Genomic DNA, 22271 nt, shown 5'->3' with positions numbered 1-22271 from the left:
GTTATTATAGTAAAACTGACGAATCCGGTGGCGATATACATATGAATACAGACAGTTATCGGCGGTATTAATATCAAAATCCAGTAATGAGTCTGACGAACTATCGAGTGTGCCGCGCCTCGCAGTAGCAACTGACCCCGGCTATCGGCAGACGTATTAGGAACCGATGCCGGGTGGCCAAACCCGGCGTGAAACCGTCCCGTACAGGGGAGCATGGAACGGTGGGCGTCGGGAGAGTACGAGCACCAAGTGTGCTCGCATTTACCTCTCCGTGCTATCCAATGTTTGTTATACAGCTCTTTACATGGTGACAGTCGACAGACTGGGCGACAGGCGGACGCTACCGAACGTCGCTCACGCCAACTGGAACGACATCGCCGTTGAACGCTGTAGCTGACGCTCCGGCAGGAGTTACAGGCGTTGGCTTCGGCCATTACTGACCGGTTGCAGCGAACTAGCCGCTTGCTACCGTCGGACTTCGGTTGGTAACCACACCGCCCCGGTGTGGGAGAAGTCGGCTCACGACGGATGCGGCGCGGTGGTTCTTATTCTTCGGTCGTGAGTTTCGGACCCGGCTTCCAGGTGTTGCCTTCGAGGACAACGAGGTCGTAGCGTTCGAGCACCTGGAGTGTATCGACGACCGCCTGTGCATCGAAGGAGACGGTCATATCCTTGGGCAGTTGCTGTGCAATTGCACTGCGTGTCCCACCGTCCATCCGGACCACTGTGTCAAGCAACTGTTCGAGGTCGTCGAGCAGCGAGACGAGCGACGTCGACCCATCGTCCTCTGTCGCCAGTTTCGACATGACTTCGTCGTAATTTCCTGATATCTCCATCGATACGGACACAGTTTCGTCTTCGAGGTCTTCTTCGTCTCCCATAGGACCAGATATGTGCACACTTATAGAAATACGTTTCTGTATTCCGAACAACGTGTGTATCTTTCGTCTGTTTCTCTGCAAATCTACTTTCGCCATATGTTTTTACATTAGGAAGAGTAGGGGGAGAAACACGCCCGATGGTAACTTAAAACCCAATACAAAACGAGTTTGTGGATTCTGTTACTGTAACCGCCTTATCTGAGTAGAAAGAGTAAGTATTTGAATATATGTGGACGGATGCACTTCCACTTATGACATTCTACAACGGTCTGCCCCGTGTCAGCGGGCGTCGCTCACCGCCTGAATGTTTCAGTATACAGAACGATACCGCTAGCGTCGCTGTGATCCCAACAGACACGCGAAATCGAACGCGGCACTACAGGGATCAGTTTGACCGGACAGCGACTGAGCGGCCCAGTCTGGCTGTTCAATCGAGCTAACTGCCGCCCGTACTGCTGGCGACCGGATAACAAAAGTACGGGTATTATCCTTTTCCGCCTGCCTCTCACGAAACCGGTCGAAGTGTCCGTGAGCGTCCGCCTGTGGCGTACTACGGGAATTATTCCAGTATACGGAACGCCACGCCGCAGAACGGTCTGCACACAGATGACAGCCATCGGGAGAGCGACGGTCGCGACAGTGGTCGTGTGGCGATACTGCTGTAGCACTGACTATTACAGAGACGTTTGGCGGTCAAACCCAAGTCCACGAGAAACACTTGCCCAGATGGTGCACGGCCAAATATATATTCGGGTAGCTGTCACACACTGGGTGTGGCGTTTAGCCTGACAGCCGAACAGACGACAGTCCGAGAAGCAGTGCGTGAATTCGACGGAAACGAGACCAAACCGGAAATTCCGAGCAGTACGGCGGCGCGGGCTACCGCCGAAGCGTGAGGAACTCGGCCGAGAACACAGCTTCGTCGGCCTGATTCAGCGTAGTGACTTCAGTCCGGACGACGCCTGTCGCAACCGGGTGGTCTCGGCGCTCTGTGTCGACAACCTCGGCTTCGGCGTGAATCGTATCGCCCAGAAACACTGGTTTGATGAACCGAAGCCGGTCGATGCCGTAGAACGCGACCATGTGCCGCTTTTCGGCCTCGTCGCGGGCCTGCCATACCAACCCAGTGACGACTGAAAACACCAGCGCACCGTGTGCGATGCGCTCGCCGTAGCCCGAGTCGGCCATCCGTTCGGCGTTCGTATGGAGGTGATTGAAATCCCCGCTGACACCCGCAAAGTTGACCACGTCGGCCTCGGTGATGGTCCGGCCCGACGTGGTAAAGCTATCGCCAACGTCGACTGTGTCGAACTCGCCGGCCATCTTACTGGTCCTCGCAAGCGACTGTGAAACGACGCTCCGGTTTCTGGTCGAGTTGCCACTGCCCCGCTGGGACCCGCTGGTCCCTAGACCCCGGTTTGTTACTATTGCTGGACATACACATCCCTCCGTGTCTCGCGTCGGTGTTAATGCTACCGGGGCTCGTCCGTTACTCTCGACGCTGCCACAGGGAGACGCGGCACCACTCGTCTGATCTGACTGTTCAACGATATTCAACTGAATCCGGCAGAGAGAACTCAGGACGTAGCTTTATTGCAGATGGCCGAGATGTCCGATGCGATGTCAAAGCCACACACGGAGCGGTTTCGCTTGGAGGGACAGCGGGCGATTATCACGGGTGCATCGAGCGGTATCGGCCGGGCAATCGCGGAGGAGTTCGCGGCTGACGGGGCCGACGTGGTTGTCTGCTCGCGCGAGCAGGACAACGTCGGCCCGGTGGCCGACGAAATCAACGACAGCGACCGGCCCGGTGACGCAGTCGCTATCGAATGCGACGTGACAGACCGCGAGGCTGTCGAGGCGCTGGTGGAAGCGACCGTCGACGAGTTCGGTGGGCTGGATGTGCTCGTGAACAACGCCGGCGCGAGCTTCATGTCCGGGTTCGACGACATCAGCGAGAACGGCTGGAAAACCATCGTCGACATCAACCTCCACGGGACCTACCACTGCACGCAGGCGGCCGGCGAAGCGCTGGCCGCGGACGGCGGCGGGGCGGTCATCAACCTCTCCAGCGTTGCCGGGGAACAAGGCGCACCGTATATGAGTCACTACGGGGCCGCAAAGGCCGGCGTCAGCAATCTCACATCCACGCTGTCGGCGGAGTGGGCCGACCGTGACATCCGCATCAACTGCATCGCCCCGGGCTTCGTCGCCACGCCGGGCGTCGAGTCACAGATGGGTGTCAGCGCCGACAATATCGACCGCGAGGCCGTCGAGCGCCGCATCGGCCTCTCGGAGGAGATCGCCGACATCGCGCTGTTCCTCGCCAGCCCGGCATCGTCGTACATCGTCGGCCAGACGATCACCGCCGCTGGCGTCCCACGGCTCGAAGAGACGCCCGACATCTGAGTAGCGGGGAGTCCCAGTAACGGCGGTCGTAATCCGGCTTCACTCCGAGACGCCAAGCCAATCCGGCAGCTCGCGGAGGTCGTCGAGCGTGATATCCACAGCGGGTCCGTCTTCGGCCCCGTAAGCGACTGTCCACAGCCCGGCCCGTGTTCCGCCGTGCATATCGTGCTCGTAGCGGTCACCGATCATCACGGCCCGCGCCGGTTCGACCGAAGCCTTTCTGAGCGCCGTTTCGAACATCGCCGGGTCCGGTTTGGTCCGACCGACGGCCTCTGAGGCGGTGTACGAATCCATCGCGTCCCAGACCCCGAAGGTCCGCAACAGTTGCTCGCCCTCGTCGTCGTCCACGTCACTGACGACGCCTTGATGGAGCGGCGCGTCCGCCAAGGCCTCGATGGCTGCGATGGCGTCGGGGTTGGGTTCGACCTGTTCGTCGCGGATTCTATGGAACAGTGATTCCCACTCAGTTTCCTCGGGACTGACTGTCAGAATCTCGTCGATTGCCCGCCGGTACCCCTCGCGGGCCGGTCGGAACGCTGTGCCCTCGCGCTCGCCGAAGTACGTTCCGAGGACATCCCGCCATCGGTCGAGAGCCGCGTCGGAATCCGCAGCCGCCGGGTACTCCGAACACAGGCGGTCGACAAACTCGCGGTGGGCCGCCCGGACGGACGCCATCCGAAGGATGACGCCCCCGATATCCCAGAAGACGGCCTCAATGTCTGACCTCTCGTTCACGGTAGCGGCTTGGACTGGTCCGGGTATGAAACTACCGCCGACGCCCAGAGTCCCGTGGCTGTGTCGCGGCGGGTGCACCGGGGCACCGCGCTGTGGAATAAACGACCGACCACGCGTTCGCTGTGCTCCAACACTTATCATGACGACGTGCGAGAACGAGACTGTGCCATGATATCGTTCACCGATTCCGAGGCCGCGACTGCGCTTGCCGAGCGCGCCAGAGCGTTGATGGACGAGGTTGTCATCCCGCGGGAGCGCGAACTCGCGGGCGGGACAGCGATCTCCGACGCAACAGTTCGCGACCTCCGCGCTGCTGCACGGGAGTACGACGTGTACGCCCCGCAAATCCCCGAGGAACACGGCGGCATGGGCTATGACTTCCGGGACGTGTTGCCGACGTTCGAGGAAGCGGGCCGAAGCCTCCTTGGCCCGATTGCGATGCGCGTCGACGCGCCCGACGAGGGCAATATGCACCTGCTGGAGATGCAGGGGACGGCGCTCCAGAAATCGGAGTATCTCGACCCGCTCGTCGAGGGCGAGATACAGTCGGGCTTTGCGATGACCGAACCGATGCAGGGCGCGGGCTCCGACCCGAAGATGATTCGAACCACCGCAGAGAAAGACGGCGACGAGTGGGTCATCGACGGCCACAAGTGGTGGACGACCGGCGGCGTCGATGCCGACATCCTGCTCGTCTTCGCTCGAACGGACGAGGACGTCCATCCGTATCAGGGGTGTTCGGTGTTCATCGTCCCGACGGACGCCGACGGCGTGGACATCGTTCGAAACGTCCCGCACATGGGCAGCCAGGGCGACCCGAAGGGCCACGCCGAGATCGAGTTCAACGGCGTTCGCGTCCCTGAGGAGCACCTGCTCGGCGAGGAAGGCAACGGCTTCCAGCACGTCCAGCAGCGGCTCGGTCCGGCGCGGCTCACCCACTGTATGCGCTTTTCTGGAATGGCCGAACGGGCGCTGTCCATCGCCAAGGCCTACACCACCGAACGGCAGGCCTTCGGTGACTCCGTGGCCGACAAGCAACACGTCCGGTTTGAAATCGCCGAACAGGAGACACAGATTCAGGCCGCACGGGCGCTGGTCCGGGCCGCCGCAGACGCCATCGCCGCCGGCAATGAAGCCCGCGTCGAGGTGTCGATGAGCAAAGTGTTCGCTGCCCGGGCGACGCAGGACGCTATCGACACCGCCGTCCAGTTCTGTGGCGGCAACGGCATCGGCCGGGACCTTCCGCTGGCGGACTTCTACGAACTGGTCAGGACGTTCCGCATCGTCGACGGGGCCGACGAGGTTCACCTCCGGACCATCGCCCGGGAGGCCTTCGAGGACGTGGACAGCGAGGAACTGAAACCGGTGCGGCGCTACCGCGAGTAAGCCAGCGCCGTCACCGGCAACGGTCGCTACTCGCACTCCGAGCCGGTCGTCGCAATCCAGATGTCACAGGCGTGAGCGAGTTCCAGCCCCGCGCCGCCACATGTGCAGGGTCCTCGGCGTCCCTCTCTTTAGAGCGGTTCGTCGCCCTCGATAATCCGAATCGCGCGCTCGGCCAGCGCCGGGACGCGGTTTTCCATCAGCGGGTAGAACGGGTCGTCGGCGTTGCCTTCCAGATAGCGCCGGTAGAACATCTCGCCGAGGGCGGCGAGCTTGTACACGGCGAGCGTCCGATAGAACCGCTCGTGTTCGAACGTCAGGCCGGTCTGGGCTTCCCAGCGGTCGACCAAGTCTTGACGGGTCAGGTAGCCCGGTGCTTCGATGAACTCCATCGCGAGGTCGGGGATCTCCGGCTCCGGGTCCTTGGCGTCGCGCCAGTACGAGAGCAGCCAGCCGAGGTCGGCCCGTGGATCGCCCAGCGTCGCCATCTCCCAGTCGAAGACGGCGGCGAGTTCGGGGCTGTCGCTGGGGCCGAACATCACGTTATCGAGCTTGTAATCGCCGTGAACCAGTGTCTCCGGGTGGTCGTCGGGGCACTCGTCCTGTAACCACGAGCCGACCCGCTCTAGCTCGGGGACGGTTCGGGACTCGGTCGTCCGTTCGAACGCCCACGCCAGTTGTTTCCCCCAGCGCGTGACCTGGCGCTTCGCATACCCGCCTGCGCGGCCGAGGTTGGACAGGCCGACAGCTGACGGATCGACCTCGTGGATGGCTGCGAGGGTGTCCACCAGTTCGGTGCCGACGGCCTCTCGGGCGTCGTCGTTCGCGAAGCGCTCCGGTTCTTCGTCTCGGATGACGGTCCCCTCGACGCGGGTCATGACGTAGAACTCGCTCCCGATGACCGTCTGGTCGTCACAGGCCGTCACCGTCGGTGGGACCGGGACGGCTGTGTCCTGCAGCGCGTCGATGACGCGATACTCCCGCAACACGTCGTGAGCCGTCTCAGCGGTCTGGCCCGGCGGGGGCCGCCTGACGACCAGTTCTCGGTCGCCCCAGGTGACAAACAGCGTCTCGTTGGAGTGACCCTGCTCGTGGCGCGCAACGTCGAACGTCTCGGTCGGGCCTATCTCCTTTGCGAGAAACTCTTTGAGCGCACGTTCGTCGACCAATCGCTGGTAGTAGTCGCTGCTGTGTTCAGTCATGATTGCTGATTGCGGTCCGCGTCATGAAAAGCTGCGGGTCGTGTCACCGTCCGACGAACTCCGGTCGGCGGTCGGTCAGAAACGCTTCGACACCCTCCTCGTGGTCGGCGGTCTCGAAGACGATGCCCTGAGCCGTCGCCTCGTCGCGCTGTGCGCGGTCGAAGGACTTCTCCAGCCCGTCCTGAAGCAGCCGCTTGGAATGCCGGAGAGCGATGGTCGGTCCATTAGCAATGCGGCTGACGGTCGCCTCGACTTCGGATTCGAACGCCTCGTCGTCGTAGACGCGGTTGAACAGGCCCAGCTCCGTGGCCCGCTCGGCATCCAGAATCTCCCCGGTGAACACCAGTTCCTTTGCGACGTTGGTCCCGACAATGCGGGGGAGCAGATACGACGTGCCGGCGTCGACGCTGAGTCCGACCTGCCGGAACACGAAGCCGATACTGGCCGACTCGCTCGCCAACTGGATGTCACAGGCGATAGCGAGGTTCGCGCCGGCCCCAACGGCCGACCCGTCGACCTTCGCGACGGTCGGAACCGGCAGTGCGACGACTCTGGCGATGGTGTCCCGGGTTCGGCGGGCCAGTTCGCTGACGGCGTCATCGGCCGGGTCATCGTTCGAGAGTCGCTCACTCATCCCCTTGATGTCACCGCCGGCCGAGAACGACTCGCCGGTCCCCTCGATGACGACACACCGGACATCGGACGCCGTCTCGATGGTATCGAGGTGGTGCTCCAGCGCGTCGTATACGGGCTGTGTGAGTGCGTTCCGCGTCTCCGGTTCGTTCAGCGTCAGCGTGGCGATTCCGTCGTCGATGGAGAGCAGTACGGACTCGCTCATCGGATATACCTCTGTCGTAGCTGCATGGGGCCACTTCACAGGGCCTCGGTATAAATTTACCGCTAGTTTACAGTTTTATCGAATACTGGCTACGCACTGAATTCGGCGCACCAACAGCCACCACACTCAGCAGGACTAGTTTTAAGATATCGGTGTGTGTTGGCATGGAGTATGCCAGGCGGTGCACCACTTAACCTCCGGTCGTTCCTGTGGCGTGGCGAAAACGTGTTCCCCGACAGCGAGATCGTTTCGCGGACGCATCAGGGGATTCACCGATACACGATAGCGGAGTACGCCGAACGGGTACGGAAGCTAGCTTCTGCCCTCGAACAGGCGGGTATCGAACGCGGGGACAGAGTCGGGACGTTCGCCTGGAACAACCACTGGCATCAAGAGGCCTACTACGGCGTCGCCTGCATGGGCGCACAGGTCCACATGATTAACCTCCTCCTGCCCGACGAGCACATCCAGCACATCGTGGCCGACGCCGAGGACGAGATTCTCATCGTCGACCCCGTCATGCTGGAGAAGCTCGAAGCGGCGTACGACGAGGCGGCGTTTGCCTCCGTCGAGCAGTACATCGTGATGGGCGACACCGTCCCCGAAACGTCGCTGGAGCCGGTCGTCGACTACGAATCGTTCATCGCCGACGGCGACCCCGACTACTCCTTCCCGCAACTGCCCGAGGACCAGCCGGCGGGGATGTGCTACACGTCCGGGACAACAGGAAAGCCGAAAGGTGTCGAGTACACCCAGAAAATGTACTGGACACAGGTCATGTCGCTGATGACTAGCCAGGCCGGAATCAAGACCGACGACGTGGAGCTGACGTACGTCCCGATGTTCCACGTCAGCGGCTGGTGTCGCCCGTTCACGACTATCGCTGCAGGAGCCAAGACGGTCCTCCCCGGGCCGAACCCGTCGGCCGAGGACCTGGCGAAGCTTATCCAGGAGGAGGACGTGACCGTCTCCGCGGCGGTCCCGACCGTCTTCATGGACCTGTTGGAGTACGCCCGCGAGGCCGACGTGGACTTCTCCTCGGTTCGGTACTTCACCAGTGGCGGGTCCGCGACGCCGCGGTCACTGATGGAAGACTACAAAGCGGAGTTCGGAGTGGATCTCATCTCCGGGTACGGCATGACCGAAACGTCACCGGTCACGCACGCCTACGAGCCCAAGCCCGGAATGACGGACCTACCGGAAGAGGAACTGTTCGACCTGCGGAGCCACTCCGCGGGGCTTCCGCTTGCCGGGCTGGAGTTCAAAGTCGTCAACACCGACGGCGAGGAAGTGCCCTGGGACGGCGAGTCGCTGGGCGAACTCTGGATGCGTGGCCCGTGGGTCACACAGGAGTACTACAACGCCCCCGACGCGACCGAACAGGCCGTCACCGACGACGGTTGGCTCAAAACCGGTGACATCGTCCGGGTGAGTCCGGAGGGATACGTCGACGTGGTCGACCGGATGGACGACCTTGTCAAGAGCGGCGGCGAGTGGATAGCAAGCGTCGAGGTCGAAAACGCGATTATGGGTCACGACGAGGTCGTCGAAGCCGCTGTCGTCCCGGTCCCCCACGAGCGGTGGGACGAACGTCCCGCCGCGTTCGTCGTCACACGCGATGCTGTGTCCGACGAAGCCGCGCTCCGGCAAGAAATCAAAGACCTCGTCGCCGAGTCGTACCCGTCGTGGTGGGTCCCCGACGCCATCCGTCTGGTCGACGAGATTCCCAAGGGCGCGACCGGGAAGTTCTCCAAACAGACGCTCCGTGACGAGTACGTTGACGAGTCGGTCATCGAAACTGTCGCCGAGAACGCCCCGGCGACGTGATGACGATATAGCCCGTCTGACCGGCGATTCAGAGGTGCTGTGCGGACTCCGCATCCCAGTTCTGTCTGCCTGCGACAGCGGCCAGCATATGGACGACGCGCTGTCCGACAGTTCAGCCTCTGCGTGGGATAGGCCTCCGCAATCGATTTGAGCGGACCAGCCGCTTCGCTCGGACGTTACAGCAGTTGGTAGTCGCGCTCTTCGTGCTGGACGGAGATCCACTTGGTCTCGGTCAGTTCGTCCATGATCCACTCGCCGTTGTACCGGCCGATTCCGGAGTTCTTCATCCCGCCGAACGGGGCGTTGGGTTCGTCCTGAATCGGGTGGTCGTTGACATGGACCATCCCGGCGTCGATCTGGTCGGCGATGGACCGACCGTGTTCGACATCACCGCTGTAGACGCCCGCGGCGAGGCCGTACTCGGTGTCGTTGGCGAGTTCGACAGCTTCCTCGTCGGACTCGAACGGGATGACCGGAGCGACGGGGCCGAAGTGCTCGTTACAGGCCGCAGACATATCGTTGGTACACCCCGAGAGGACGGTCGGTTCGAGGAACAGGTCCTCGGCCTCGCCGCCCGTTTCCAGCGTCGCGCCGGCGTCGACGGTCTGCTCGATGAACGAGGTGAGCTGGTCGACCTGACTCTCGTTGATGATCGGGCCGAACTCCACGTCCTCGTCGAGCGGGTTCCCGATGGTCAGCGACTCCGCGTGCTCGACGAGCTTCTCGACGTACTCGTCGTAGACGGCCTCGTGGACGAGGTGGCGGTTGATCGAGATACACACCTGTCCCTGATGACCGAACGCACCGACAGAGCCGGCCTTGGCGGCTGCCTCGATGTCGGCGTCCTCGGTGACGACGAACGGTCCGTTGCCACCGAGTTCAAGCGCCGGGAGGGCGAGCGCGTCTCCGGCCTGACTGGCCACGGACCTGCCGACTGCTGTCGACCCGGTGAACGACATCACACGGGCGGTCGGATGGCCGGCCATCCGGTCGCCGATATCGGAGCCGTGGCCCGTCACGACGTTGACGACGCCGTCCGGGAGGCCAGCCTCCTCGGCGATGTCGGCCAGCAGGAGGCCGCCAGTTATCGGCGTATCCGTCGCTGGCTTGATAACGACGGTGTTCCCCAGCGCGAGCGCGGGGCCGAGCGCCCGCGTCGTGAGATGTAGCGGGAAGTTCCACGGGGAGATAATCCCGACGACGCCAGCGGGCTCGCGGACGATGTGATGGTCCTTGTCCTCGTGATACATCGAATCGCGGACCTCCTCTTCCGGCGGGACCATCTCCAGTGCGCTCTGGAAGTCCGCCATGGCGAAGTTGGCCTCGGCAGTTGCTTTGGCCTGAACACTGCCTGACTCCGTCGCAAGTAGTTCGACGATTTCGTCGAGCCGGTCCTGCATCACTCCGATCATCGACTGGACGTACTCGTTGCGCTCCTCGCGCGACAGCGCCGCCCAGTCGGACTGGGCCGCGTCGGCGGCCCGGTAGGCGTCGTTGACATCCCCCTCTGTCCCGGCGGGTACTGCCGCGAGTTTCTCGCCTGTCGCGGGGTTAGTCACCGGAATCGTCTCAGATGCGTCGGCGTCGCGCCACTCACCGTCAATGTATAGTTGGTTCCACGCCGTCTGGCTATCTGGTTGTGACATTCTATAGTGTCGACAGCGCCACGGACTTTTATCCCTTTGGCAGCGGGCAAACGCTTAATTGAACCCCGGCCACAGATCCTATATGATCGATTACCTCGGTCTCGAAGACGACCTCGGCGAGGAAGAGCGGATGGTCCGTGATACGGCCCGAGAGTTCGTCGAGAACGAAGTCAAGCCGGACGTCGGGCAACACTGGATCGACGGGACGTTCCCGACGGATCTCATCACCGAGATGGGCGACCTCGGGTTCTACGCCCCGAACCTCGATGGCTACGGCCTGCCGGGACTCAGTGAGACGGCGTATGGCCTCCTCCTGCAGGAACTGGAGGCCGGCGACAGCGGCCTGCGCTCGATGGCCAGCGTGCAGGGGGCCCTCGTCATGTACCCGATTCACGCCTACGGCAGCGATGCACAGAAGGAGGAATGGCTGCCGGCACTCGGCAGCGGCGAGCGGGTGGGCTGTTTCGGTCTGACCGAGCCCGAACACGGGTCGAACCCGTCGGCGATGGAGACGACGGCCGAGCGCGACGCCGACGGCTACGTCCTGAACGGCTCGAAGACGTGGATCACGAACGCGCCCATTAGCGACCTCGCAGTGGTCTGGGCGAAGGTCACCTCTGCCGACGGCGACCCAGTGCGGGGCTTCCTCGTCGAGACGGACCGCGACGGCGTGACGACGAACAAGATCGACGAGAAGCTCTCGCTGCGGGCTTCGATTACGGGTGAGATCAGCCTCCAGAACGCCCGCGTTCCCGAGGAGAACGTCCTGCCGGGCGTCGAGGGGATGAAGGGACCGCTGTCCTGTCTCACACAGGCCCGCTACGGTATCGCCTGGGGAACGGTGGGGGCCGCCATGGACTGTTTCGAGACCGCCCACGAGTACGCCACCGACCGCGAGCAGTTCGGGAAGCCGATCGCCGGCTATCAGCTCCAGCAGGAGAAGCTCGCGGAGATGGCGACCCAGATATCGCTGGGCCAGTTGCTCGCCCACCGGCTCGCCGACCTGAAGGAACGCGGCGACCTCCGCCCGGAACAGGTGTCGATGGCCAAGCGCAACAACGCACGGATGGCCCGCGAGCAGTCACGGGTGGCCCGCGAGATGCTCGGCGGCAACGGCATCACGGCTGATTACTCCCCGATGCGGCACCTGACGAACCTCGAAACCGTCTATACCTACGAGGGAACGCACGACATCCACTCGCTCATCATCGGCCACGACCTGACCGGCATCCCGGCCTTCGAGTAGGGTCCGTCCGACACATTCCGGAATGCGGGACGACGCCCACACGAATCTGCACTTCTCAATCATACGTGAGGTCGATCTTCAGCTCGCTGGCTTTCTGTTCCAGTAGGTCGGGGTACGTTGATTCGATATCTGCCCGGCGTACCCGGCCGCTCGGACCGAAGACGCTTAACGCGCCGATGAGATCGTCCTCGTGGTTGTACACCGGCACGCCCGCCGCGCGCAGGCCGTCCATGTGTTCTGACATGTTGGTCGCATAGCCCTGCTCGCGGACCTGTTCGAGTTCCTCGACCAGTGCATCCCGGTCGGTAATCGTGTTCGCCGTCAGTCTGTTGAGGCCTGCGGTTTCGACGAACTCTTCGATGCGTTCGTCGGACCACTCCGCGAGAATGGCTTTCCCCGAGGCGAGCGCGTGTAGTGGCCGGCGTTTGCCGATCATCGTGTCGCTCTGGAGCGGGTTCCGGCCGCCGGCCCGATGGAGATACACGCCCTCGAAACCCTCCTCGACCAGAAACAGCGCCCGTTCGTCAGTCTCTATCGCCAGCTCGATGACTTTCTGCTTGGCGACGAGATAGCCCGGTCGCCGTATCCGCGGCGGTTCGCTGAGTTGCAGAAACCGCAGCGAGAGCCGGTATTCCCCGCCCTCTTCGACGAGATAGTTCATGTCGTGCAGCGTCTTGAGGTGTCGATACACCGTGCTCTTGGCCAGGTCCGTCTCTGCCCGGATGTCTGCGATTGTCGCGCCTCCCGCGTCCCGAATCAGCGCCAGAATCTCGAATGACGTCCGGGTCGTCGACACCTCTGACGTGCCGTTCTTGTTGCCGAGCATACGGGCTCGTGACCGCTTAGTGACATCAACGTTTCGCATACTCGACCACCGGGGTCCGACAGCTCGAATGCAACGAGTAGCTGTCCGCCGTTCGATTCCGCTGTCGAACCGAACCTAACTTGTAGTATGCGCCCGGAATCAACACAGACCATGCCACAGCTTGGCGCAAGCGATATCGAACAGCTCCGGGCCCAGTTCGAGCGACAGCTCGATGTCGGACTCCACCACGGCGCACAGCTGGCGGTGTACGTTGACGGCGACCTAGTCGTCGATTTCGCTGGCGGCTCCACGGGTCCCGACGGCGACGAAACGACGCCCGAGACACGCCACATGCTGTTCTCCTGTACGAAGCCGTTCGCCGGTGTCGGCCTGCACCAGCTCGTCGAACAGGGCAAGCTCGACTACGACGACCGGGTCGTCGAGCACTGGCCGGAGTTTGCCGACGACGGCACACAAAAGGCATCGATCACAGTCCGGCAGGTGCTCAGCCACACCGCCGGTATCCCCTTCGGCGAGTTCGACGAACAGTACGAAAGCTGGGGCGACTGGGATGCTGTCGTCGCGGCGATGGAGGACATCGAACCTGTGTTCGAGCCCGGAACGACGCCAGCGTATCACGCCATCAACTACGGCTGGCTGGTCGGCGAACTCATCCGTCGCTGTAGCGGCCAGCCGGTCGAAGACTACGTCGCCGAAAACGTGTTTGAGCCGCTGGGGATGGACGATACCGGAATCGGTCTGCGGGATGACGAGCCCGACGACGTGGCGACCCTGGCCGGCTACGAGGCGTTCGAGCGGTGTCACGATGTCGACGAGGGGCTCGAAGACCCTGCCGCGGAGTACGCGGCGGCGTTCAATCAGGCGGCGATGCGCCGGGCGGTGATTCCCGCAGCCAACGGCATCGGCACCGCCCGGGACATGGCCCGGTTCTACGCCTGTCTCGCAAACGGTGGGTCGCTGGACGGGACGCAACTGCTGACCGAAGCGACCGTCGACGAGGCGACCACGACCCACGCCGAAACCGAGTCCGACGGCACGCTGTCGCGTCCGGCTCGCTACGGACTCGGCGTCTGGACCGGTGGGCTGGCCGCCGACATGTTCGGGGCCGCCAGCAAAGAGCGCATGTTCGGCCACGCCGGCCTCGGCAGTTCGTTCGGCTGGGGCGACCCCGAACTGAACGTCGGGTTCGCGCTCGTCACGAACGGTATCCGCGAGGAGTCCTTCGAACACGCCGCCCGCGTCGGCCAGCTTTCCGACGCTGTCCGACTGTTGTTACAGGACTAACGGCGGCATCCGCGGTTCGTCGCAGGCTTCTTCTGACCTTCTGGAACGAGGATCGTGTTCCGAGCCACGGTAGCGCCGTGTGACCGCGGTTTTTGTATGATTCGCCCCGAACCCTCTGGTATGAACTTCCCAGACCGAGGCGACGTGGACCATCTCATTGCCCCACAGCCGCTGCCGGACTTCGCTCGTATCCAGTACGAGCCAGAGACGGCCGCCGTCGACGACCCGTCGGCTGCGACGCGCGCCGAACTCGGCCGTCTCGACTTTGATGGGCTGGCACCGGGTGCGACTGTCGCCGTCGCCGTCGGCAGCCGCGGCATCCACCGTATCGACGACATCGCCGAGGCTGTCGTCGCGGCTGTTCGTGACCGGAGCTTCGAGCCGGTCGTCGTCCCGGCGATGGGGAGCCACGGCGGGGCGACGCCGGAGGGCCAGCGCGAAGTGCTGGAGAGTCTGGGGATCACCGAATCGCGCCTCGACGCCGACATCGACGCCCGGATGGACACCGAGCAGGTCGACACCGTCACCGTCGGTGACACCGAGTGTCCAGTCCACGTTTCGACGGCGGCACAGGAAGCGGATGCTGTGATCGTCGTGAACCGAGTGAAACCCCACACTAATTACAGCGGTCGCATCGAGAGTGGTCTGACGAAGATGTCCGTCGTCGGGCTGGGCAAGCAACACGGCGCGAAGGCGTTCCACTCGACAGCTATCAAGGAAGGGTACGTGGAGGCGCTGGAAGCCGCGCTCCCGGTTGTCGAGTCGGCGCTGCCGCTTGTCGGCGGCATCGCGCTGGTCGAGAACTTCCACGAGGAGACGGCCCACGTCGAGGCGATTCCCGCGGGCTCGTTCGCCGACCGCGAGCCCGCCCTGCTGGAACGGGCGTACGACGAGATGGCGACGCTCCCGGTCGACGACATCGACCTGCTCGTCGTCGACGAACTCGGCAAGGATGTCTCCGGCGCGGGAATGGACACGAACGTCATCGGCCGCTACCGCGTTCTCAACGCACCGGACCCCGACGAGCCGTCGATCAAGCTGCTCTACGCCCGTGGACTCACCAAGGCGACGAAGGGCAACGGCAACGGCATCGGGCTGGCCGACATCACCCGCCGGGCCGCTGTCGACCAGCTGGACCTGCAGAAAACGTACGCGAACGCACTCACCAGCGGGTCGACGGCGAAGGCAAAGCTCCCGCTCGTCGCGCCGGACGACGAGTTCGCTATCCGGACGGCGCTGTCTGCGCTCGGCGGCTACGACCCCGACACGGTCCGCATCGTCTGGATCCAGTCCACACAGGAGCTCTCGGTGCTCCACGTTTCCGAGCCGCTCGTCGAGGACTTGCCGCCCGCCGCCGAAGTCACCGAGCGTGAGTCGCTCGCGTTCACCGACGGCACTGCGTCGTTTACCCGGGACTAACTCTTCGGTAGCGACAGTCCCGCCGTGCGTCTGAAACAATTTCTAACAACTGTACGTTCGTTTCTCTGGCCCCGCGTATCAGGATGATGAACGTATCGGAATACGAGCCAATCCGAGCTGACGCAGGAACCGGAAGCGAGCAGAAGCACGAGCACTGATTTCCACCCAGAGAGAACCGATTCCTTTGCGTGGCTGTCTACATATATGCCACTAATATAGTTTTATACAGCAAACTATGGGTGATTTGGCGACATATATAACTAAAAAGACCGAAAGTAATATCAGAAATAAAAATCTGAATACAAACAACGGCATAAAAAGGAGTTTCGCAACAGACGCAACTTGATTATCGACAGACACAGGAGTGTATAGAAAGCCACGGACACTGCCAAGCAGGCCTTTTTTTAGAGGGCGCGAACAGTCGCTGACCCTGTCACACTGGCTGTCCGGCTGTCGTCGTGTTCGGGAGTCGCTCGGCGACAACTTCGATAGGATGGGGTGGAATCTCGTCGACGCCGTCGCGGTCACCCAGTTGCGACCGACAGGACCCGCCCGGGGCAACGACGCGGTCACCGTCGCTTTCCTCGACCTTGTCGAACAGCAGTCGCCCGATAGTCTTCGAGAGGTCGTAGTGCTCGTCGTGGTAGCCGAAGCTCCCGGCCATGCCACAGCACGTCGAGTCCAGCGGGTCGACCTCGTAGCCGACCCGGCGCATGACGCCGACGGCGTGGTGGTCCTTGTTGGTCCCCTTCTGGTTGCAGTGGCCGTGGTAGCTGACCGCGCCGGCGGCCCCGAGCGACCGGTCCTCGACCGGCAGCGCGTCGTCGAGTCGGAACGTATCGAGGTACTCCAGCACGCCGTAGGCGCTCTCGGCCACCCGCGAGACTTCGGGGCCGTCGAGCAAGTCGCGGTACTCGTCCTGGAACATCACCGCGTCAGAGGGTTCAACAAACACGACGTCCCAGCCATCGGCGACGCGCTCCGCGAGCCGGTTCGCGTTCGTCTCGGCGCGCTCCCGCGTCAGGTCCAGCATCCCGGAGGAGTACGCCGCCCGTCCCGACGGCGCGGTGTCGTCCGGGATGGTGACGTGGACGCCCGCGGCTTCGAGGGTTTCGACGGCGGCCTTGCCGGCGGCCGGGTACGAGTAGTTCGTGTACGTGTCGGGGAACAGCAAGACCTTCCGGTCGGCCTCGGCCCGCGAGACGGTTGAGCCGCCGCGGTCATCGAACCAGTCTTGCAGCGTCTCCCGGCGGAAGGTCGGGAGTTCGCGCTCCGGTGCGATGCCGAACAGTTTCTGCATGACGACTCGCGCCCCCGGGATGTCTGTCGCCCAGTTCGAAACCGGGGCCAGCGCCGACCCGATCTTCGAGGCGGTGTCGATGTTGGCGAACAGGCGCTCCCGGAGGCTTGTTCCCTCCTCTTGGTGGTGCTGGTGTTTCAGTTCGGTCTTGAGTTTCGCCATGTCGACGCCGGTCGGACAGTCGCTCTTGCAGCCCTTGCAGCCGACACAGAGGTCGAGCACTTCCTCCTGGAACCGGTCGGAGTGAATCTCGTCTTCGTCAAGGTCGCCGCTGATGGCCGACCGGAGGAGGTTCGCACGGCCCCGCGTCGTCTGAACCTCCTCCTCCGAGGCGCGGTAGGTGGGACACATCACGTCCCCGTCGGTCTGTCGACAGGTGCCACAGCCGTTACACAGTTCGACCAGATGTGAGAAACCGCCCTCGTCCTTGAAGTCGAGCGTCGTCTGTGGCTCCAGAGACTGGTAGTCCGGGCCGTACCGGAGGTTCTCGCGCATGTCCGCGCCGACGCCCCGGTCGGTGTCGGGGCCGATGTCTTCGGGCCCGTCGCGGTAGACGACGTTACCCGGGTGCATCCACCACTGTGGATCGAACGCCGTCTTGACTTCCTTGAACGCATCCCAGAGCGTCTCGCCGTACATTTTCGGCGTGAACTCTGTCCGGGCCATCCCGTCGCCGTGCTCGCCGGAGAACGACCCCTTGTGTTCCAGCACGAGGTCGGTTACGTCGTCGGTGATAGAGTGCATATCCTCGATGCCGGATTCCTCCTTCAGGTTGAGAATCGGGCGGATATGGAGCGTTCCGGAACCGGCGTGGGCGAAGTACGCGGCGGAGGTGTCGTGGTCGGCCAGCACGTCCTCGAACTTCTCGACGTACTCGGCCAGTTCGGCTGGCGGGACCGTCGCGTCCTCGATGAACGGGTACGGCTTGGGGTCGCCGTCCATGGACATCAGGAGCGGAATCGCCGCCTTCCGGAGCTTCCAGAGGTCGGCCTGGTCTTCGTCGGTGTAGGCCTCGACCACGTCGAAGGCCGCGCCGGTATCGAGGAACCGCTCGTTGGTCCGCGCGATGGCCGCCTCGAAGTCGTCATGCAGTTCCGAGTCGTATTCGAGCATCAGTGCGGCCGCCGCCCGGTCGGGAATTGGCTCGACGTACTCGGCGTAGCCGTCGGACCCCGCTGCGAGCCTGAACATCTCGTCGTCCATCAGCTCGACCGCGCTGACATCGTAGTCGAGCGCGACCGGGACGGCCCGCATCGCGTCCCCGAGCGTGTCGAAGCAGTACAGCGCCAGCGCCGTCTCCTCGGGGACCGTCACCAGCGAGAGTTCGGCCTCGACGATGACGCCCAGCGTCCCCTCGCTCCCGACGAACAGCTTTGCGAGGTTCAGGACCCGCTCCCCGTCGTCGTTCTCGTAGATGACGCGGTCGAGGTTGTAGCCCGACACCCGCCGTTTCAGATCTGGGTAGCGTTCTTCAATCTCCTCGGTGTTCTCTTCGACGATTTTCCGGACCGTCCGGTAGATGTCGGCCTCACGGTCGTCTTTGCTCACGATGTCGTCCCACTCCGGCGAGTCGATGACCACCTCGCGGGCGTGGATGAGCGACCCGTCCGAGAGAACGGCCTTCACCGCGTCGGTGTAGGCGTCGGTGATGCCGTATCTGACGGAGTGCGCGCCGGTGGAGTTGTTCCCGATACCGCCGCCGACCGATGCCCGGTTCGACGACGCCGGGTCAGGGGCGAACTTCAGGCCGTACTCGGCCAGCGTGTCGTCCAGATCGTCCTGCACCACACCGGGCTGGATGCGCGCCGTCTGCTCGCCAGGCCGAATCTCGATGATCTCGTCCATGTGCCGGGACATGTCCAGCACGACACAGCCCGGGCCGACGGTTTGCCCGGCAAGCGACGACCCGGTTCCGCGAGGGAGTATCGGCACGCCGTGGGCCGTCGCCACGTCGACGGCCGCTCGCACGTCGTCGATACCCGTCGGATACACGACTCCGGCCGGTTCGGCGCGGTAGATGCTCCCGTCCGTTGCGTACAGAATCCGGGCGTATTCGTCGAACTCAACCCCACCTGAGACCCGCGAACGGAGCGCTTCCGCAAGGTCTCGATACGCGTCGACATCCGGTCTATCCAGGTCCAGTTCCTGTGCTGACCAGGTGTCCTCGACGTTTTCAATCGCCATACGAGCATTCAGGGGTAATAATCATTAAAGTCTGTGGCATGCGGTCACAATTCATTCTGGGGAGCCCGCCAGCTATTTGCCCCGGGGCGTCGGATGCGGTGTATGGTCAGTGCAAGCGTGCTCCATATGTGCCTGAACGTCGCCGACGCGGCGGAATCGATTGCCTTCTACGAACAGTTCGGCTTCGAGGAGTCTTGGCAGTTCACGACGCCGGACGGCGAGACGACGAACTACTACGTGGCCGACGACAGCGGCGTCGAACTACAGCTCTCGGAGACGGACGGCGAGACGAGCTTCGAGATGGGAGACGGCTGGGACCACCTCGCGCTCGGCGTCGACGACGTCGACGCGACGGTCGAGCGCATTGACCACCACGGAGTCGTCAAGGAGCCGGGGCCACAGCCGGAAGCCGGCGCGTACACGGCCTTCGTGGCCGACCCCGACGGCCATCACGTCGAACTCATCGAACCGCTAGAAGACTGAACCGCGCCCGCGGCGTTTCGAATGGCGAAACGGAACGGCCCCGTCAGTTCCCGACGGCGGTCGCCCGCTCGACCACGTCGGCTCCGTACATCTCCTCTAGTTCTTCGTGTTGGTCCGGCCGGTGCTCGTAGACATCTTGAAACAGCGTGATGGGCGTCTGGGCGGCCTGATAGGTCGCTTCGTCCCACATCCGGTCCTTGCTGACCTCGACTTCGACGCCGTCGATGACCAGTGTCGCGGCCTGTGTCATCGCGATGGCCCCCTTGCCGGCTTCCTTTGCGGCCTCGAACTCCTCCATAGAGTCGACGATGTCGTTCATGCTGGGGATGTATGCGGTCCGGTCGAGCAGTTCCTCGGTGAGTTCATCCTCGTCCAGTTCCAGCCACTCACCGCCTGCCCGAAGGACGTAGCCGCCGTCGCCGTCCGGCTCCAGCGAGAGGTCGTCGCCGTCGTACACCTGCCTGCCGTCCTCATGTTCGAGTTCGACCTCCTGACCGCCGGCTTCGAGCAGCCAGCTGCCGGTCTTGGGCGGGAGCGGGGCCGTGTTCGCCTCCACGACTTGACCCGGCGTCAGCGACCAGATGCCGGTCATCCCCTTCGCGCGGTTGTCCTTCATTCGCTCGCGGTAGCCTTCGACGTCGCGGATGTCGTCGTAGGGACCGTCGACGGCGATGAGGCCCGCGGCACTGGCACCCCGGGAGGTGTTGTGGCGCAGTTCCGGCCACGGCGGCAGTTCGCCGGTGGGCGTCATCGCGCGCATGTCCTTCGTGTAGTCGACCTCGCCGTCGACCAGCAGGAACATGCGTTCGAGGTTGTTCGAGGGCTTGCCCATCTCGTCCCGTAGGTCGCCCATCGCCAACTCGGCCTCGCCGCTCTCGACGATGACCGACATCGAGAGACTCCCCTCTTCGAGCCCGTGCTCGTTCTCGATGATGGTGAAGAACTCGTCGGCCTTTTTCCAGTCGTCGATATCGCCGACCTCCGGAATGACGAAGCCGTCGATGTGCTCGACGGCACCGTTTTCGGGGTCTGTTATCTCCAGCATCTGCTGGAAGCCCTGATAGCGGGTCGTCGGCGACTCGCGGTGCCAGACGACACGCGGGTGTATCTCGCCGGGGAAGTCGGCTCCCTGTTCGGAGACCACGTCGATGATGTTCTGGACGCCCTCCTCGCGCATGTTCGGGGCCGTCGCGTCCTCGTTGTCCGGGACCCAGACGTCCGGGGCCTGCAGGCCACGGAGCTGGCCCGCGCTTCGGAGCATCTTGGCTGAATCGCTCTCGCCGTCCACCGCTGTCGGCGAGGTAAAGAACGTTCTGACGAACTCGCGCTCGTAGTGTCGGGTCACACTCATAACTCGTCTCAAAGAACCAAACGGACCGTGTTAAATCTACCGTCCGTTGTCGACCGAGACATCAACGAGCGCAGTTATTCCACCGTCTTCCGCCGTATTCGGATTTACGAAATATGTCTCTCTGGTAACTATTGGTGCGCTGTCTGCCCGGACGACACAACAGTCGGCGGCACACACTGATCTGTCGGTATCTCGTGGCCGTTCGGTCTCCACGTCGCGGAGTCCTGGCAACTTCGGCCGCTGGAATCGCGCCATCGCGCCCGACTTTTCGTTTCGTCTTTTCGAATCACTCTGCCGGTCGAAACACGCGGTGAGCCTCTCTCGCCAGATATGTCGCCCCGGAAGCTAGCGCAGAGCGGTTGTCACAGCCGATACGGCAATTTTATTCGAGCGGCCCAAGAACTGGTGACTAATGACACGGGCAAAAACGGACTCGGTCCGGGCGACGCAGACCTCGCTTGCGGTACTTTCGGCTATCAAAGACCTCGGTGGGAGTGCCACGCTAGCCGAACTCGCCGACTCGCTGGAGTCGGCCAAGAGCACGATATACAAGCACCTGCTGACGCTGGAAGACGAGGGTCTGGTGGTGGAACGGGACGGCGAGTACCGCATCGGGCTCCGGTGGCTGGAGTTTGGCGGCATCGCACAGCGTTACGACGGCATCTACGAGGTGGCAAAGCCCGAAGTCAGACGGATGGCCGTCGAGACCGGCGAACTGGCGAACCTGATGATAGAAGAGCAGGGCTACGGCATCTACATCCACACGACCAGCGGCGACCAGGCGGTCGCGCTCGATACGCGCCTCGGGAAGCGCATCCACCTGCATAAGACCGCTATCGGCAAAGCGCTTCTGTCGAGTTTCGACGACGACCGCGTCGCGGAAATCATCGACACCCGCGGGCTGCCCGCAGAGACGGACAACACCATCACCGACCGCGAGACGCTGTTCGCCGAACTCGAAACCATCCGCGAAACCGGCGTCGCCGACGACACCGAGGAACGGGTCGACGGCACCGGCTGTGTCGGGGTCCCAATCGACACCGGCGACCGCCGGGAAGCCGCCATCAGCATCACCGCCCCAATCAACCGACTGCAGTCCCCGGGCCGCAAAGCCCAGCTCGTCGACACGGTGAAACAGGCCGCCAACGTCATCGAGGTCAACCTGGCCCACGGGTAACGGCCGTTCGTTCTGCCGCCGGCTGTCTCGATGGCGACCGGCGCAATCTAATAACAGTACAGTTGTTATTCACTGGTCAG

17 protein-coding genes are annotated in these 22271 nt (G+C 63.2%); 8 read left to right on the top strand and 9 right to left on the bottom strand.

Annotation, left to right across the window (positions count from 1 at the left end; translation table 11 throughout):
* Positions 1 to 545: 545 nt before the first annotated feature.
* Both DVK01_RS03230 and DVK01_RS03225 read right to left on the bottom strand, forming a co-directional pair.
* Complete coding sequence (locus tag DVK01_RS03230) at positions 546 to 881, bottom strand: hypothetical protein (RefSeq protein WP_101350869.1); 336 nt, start codon at positions 879 to 881, stop codon at positions 546 to 548.
* A gap of 879 nt (positions 882 to 1760) precedes the next feature.
* Complete coding sequence (locus tag DVK01_RS03225) at positions 1761 to 2204, bottom strand: MaoC/PaaZ C-terminal domain-containing protein (RefSeq protein ID WP_101350868.1); 444 nt, start codon at positions 2202 to 2204, stop codon at positions 1761 to 1763.
* 276 nt (positions 2205 to 2480) lie between these two features.
* Between DVK01_RS03225 and DVK01_RS03220 the strand changes: the two genes are divergently transcribed.
* Positions 2481 to 3290 (top strand): SDR family NAD(P)-dependent oxidoreductase, encoded by an 810-nt coding sequence (locus DVK01_RS03220; RefSeq protein ID WP_101350867.1) that lies wholly within the window; start codon positions 2481 to 2483, stop codon positions 3288 to 3290.
* A 39-nt stretch (positions 3291 to 3329) separates the two neighbouring features.
* Here DVK01_RS03220 and DVK01_RS03215 read toward each other — a convergent pair whose 3' ends face one another.
* Positions 3330 to 4025, bottom strand: coding sequence for an HAD family hydrolase (locus tag DVK01_RS03215; protein ID WP_101350866.1), 696 nt, complete (start codon positions 4023 to 4025; stop codon positions 3330 to 3332).
* 168 nt (positions 4026 to 4193) lie between these two features.
* On the opposite strand from DVK01_RS03215, the gene DVK01_RS03210 reads away from it, so the two are divergent.
* The gene (locus DVK01_RS03210) at positions 4194 to 5411 is read left to right on the top strand and encodes an acyl-CoA dehydrogenase family protein (protein WP_101350865.1); all 1218 of its coding nucleotides are present in this window, start codon (positions 4194 to 4196) and stop codon (positions 5409 to 5411) included.
* A gap of 128 nt (positions 5412 to 5539) precedes the next feature.
* On the opposite strand, the gene DVK01_RS03205 is transcribed toward DVK01_RS03210, so the two are convergent.
* Both DVK01_RS03205 and DVK01_RS03200 read right to left on the bottom strand, forming a co-directional pair.
* On the bottom strand, positions 5540 to 6610 hold the full coding sequence (locus DVK01_RS03205; protein ID WP_121535375.1) for a phosphotransferase family protein: 1071 nt from the start codon (positions 6608 to 6610) through the stop codon (positions 5540 to 5542).
* Positions 6611 to 6653: 43 nt separating this feature from the next.
* Complete coding sequence (locus DVK01_RS03200) at positions 6654 to 7448, bottom strand: enoyl-CoA hydratase/isomerase family protein (protein WP_121535373.1); 795 nt, start codon at positions 7446 to 7448, stop codon at positions 6654 to 6656.
* Positions 7449 to 7619: 171 nt separating this feature from the next.
* Between DVK01_RS03200 and DVK01_RS03195 the strand changes: the two genes are divergently transcribed.
* A complete protein-coding gene (locus DVK01_RS03195; RefSeq protein ID WP_101350862.1) occupies positions 7620 to 9275 on the top strand; it encodes a long-chain-fatty-acid--CoA ligase in 1656 nt (551 codons plus the stop codon).
* A 176-nt stretch (positions 9276 to 9451) separates the two neighbouring features.
* Here DVK01_RS03195 and DVK01_RS03190 read toward each other — a convergent pair whose 3' ends face one another.
* The gene (locus tag DVK01_RS03190) at positions 9452 to 10921 is read right to left on the bottom strand and encodes an aldehyde dehydrogenase family protein (protein WP_101350861.1); all 1470 of its coding nucleotides are present in this window, start codon (positions 10919 to 10921) and stop codon (positions 9452 to 9454) included.
* An 82-nt stretch (positions 10922 to 11003) separates the two neighbouring features.
* Between DVK01_RS03190 and DVK01_RS03185 the strand changes: the two genes are divergently transcribed.
* A complete protein-coding gene (locus DVK01_RS03185) occupies positions 11004 to 12167 on the top strand; it encodes an acyl-CoA dehydrogenase family protein (RefSeq protein WP_053967361.1) in 1164 nt (387 codons plus the stop codon).
* Positions 12168 to 12222: 55 nt separating this feature from the next.
* Here DVK01_RS03185 and DVK01_RS03180 read toward each other — a convergent pair whose 3' ends face one another.
* Positions 12223 to 12993: an IclR family transcriptional regulator gene (locus tag DVK01_RS03180; RefSeq protein ID WP_121511485.1), complete on the bottom strand. Its 771-nt coding sequence runs from the start codon at positions 12991 to 12993 to the stop codon at positions 12223 to 12225.
* 150 nt (positions 12994 to 13143) lie between these two features.
* On the opposite strand from DVK01_RS03180, the gene DVK01_RS03175 reads away from it, so the two are divergent.
* Positions 13144 to 14277 carry a serine hydrolase gene (locus DVK01_RS03175; protein ID WP_121536146.1) on the top strand — a complete coding sequence of 378 codons (1134 nt, stop codon included), beginning with the start codon at positions 13144 to 13146 and terminating at the stop codon, positions 14275 to 14277.
* A 120-nt stretch (positions 14278 to 14397) separates the two neighbouring features.
* A complete protein-coding gene (locus DVK01_RS03170) occupies positions 14398 to 15696 on the top strand; it encodes a DUF362 domain-containing protein (RefSeq protein WP_121535371.1) in 1299 nt (432 codons plus the stop codon).
* 433 nt (positions 15697 to 16129) lie between these two features.
* Here DVK01_RS03170 and DVK01_RS03165 read toward each other — a convergent pair whose 3' ends face one another.
* A complete protein-coding gene (locus DVK01_RS03165) occupies positions 16130 to 19180 on the bottom strand; it encodes an FAD-binding and (Fe-S)-binding domain-containing protein (RefSeq protein ID WP_121535369.1) in 3051 nt (1016 codons plus the stop codon).
* A 102-nt stretch (positions 19181 to 19282) separates the two neighbouring features.
* Here DVK01_RS03165 and DVK01_RS03160 point away from each other — a divergent pair, with 102 nt between their 5' ends.
* On the top strand, positions 19283 to 19663 hold the full coding sequence (locus DVK01_RS03160; protein WP_101350857.1) for a VOC family protein: 381 nt from the start codon (positions 19283 to 19285) through the stop codon (positions 19661 to 19663).
* A 43-nt stretch (positions 19664 to 19706) separates the two neighbouring features.
* On the opposite strand, the gene aceB is transcribed toward DVK01_RS03160, so the two are convergent.
* Positions 19707 to 21014 (bottom strand): malate synthase AceB, encoded by a 1308-nt coding sequence (gene aceB, locus DVK01_RS03155; protein ID WP_121535367.1) that lies wholly within the window; start codon positions 21012 to 21014, stop codon positions 19707 to 19709.
* A 412-nt stretch (positions 21015 to 21426) separates the two neighbouring features.
* Here aceB and DVK01_RS03150 point away from each other — a divergent pair, with 412 nt between their 5' ends.
* Positions 21427 to 22191 carry an IclR family transcriptional regulator gene (locus DVK01_RS03150; protein ID WP_101350855.1) on the top strand — a complete coding sequence of 255 codons (765 nt, stop codon included), beginning with the start codon at positions 21427 to 21429 and terminating at the stop codon, positions 22189 to 22191.
* Positions 22192 to 22271 lie beyond the last annotated feature (80 nt).

The organism is Haloarcula sp. Atlit-120R, assembly GCF_003665885.1.
Classification (GTDB): domain Archaea; phylum Halobacteriota; class Halobacteria; order Halobacteriales; family Haloarculaceae; genus Haloarcula; species Haloarcula taiwanensis.
This window is presented reverse-complemented; position numbering and strand designations above follow the sequence as displayed.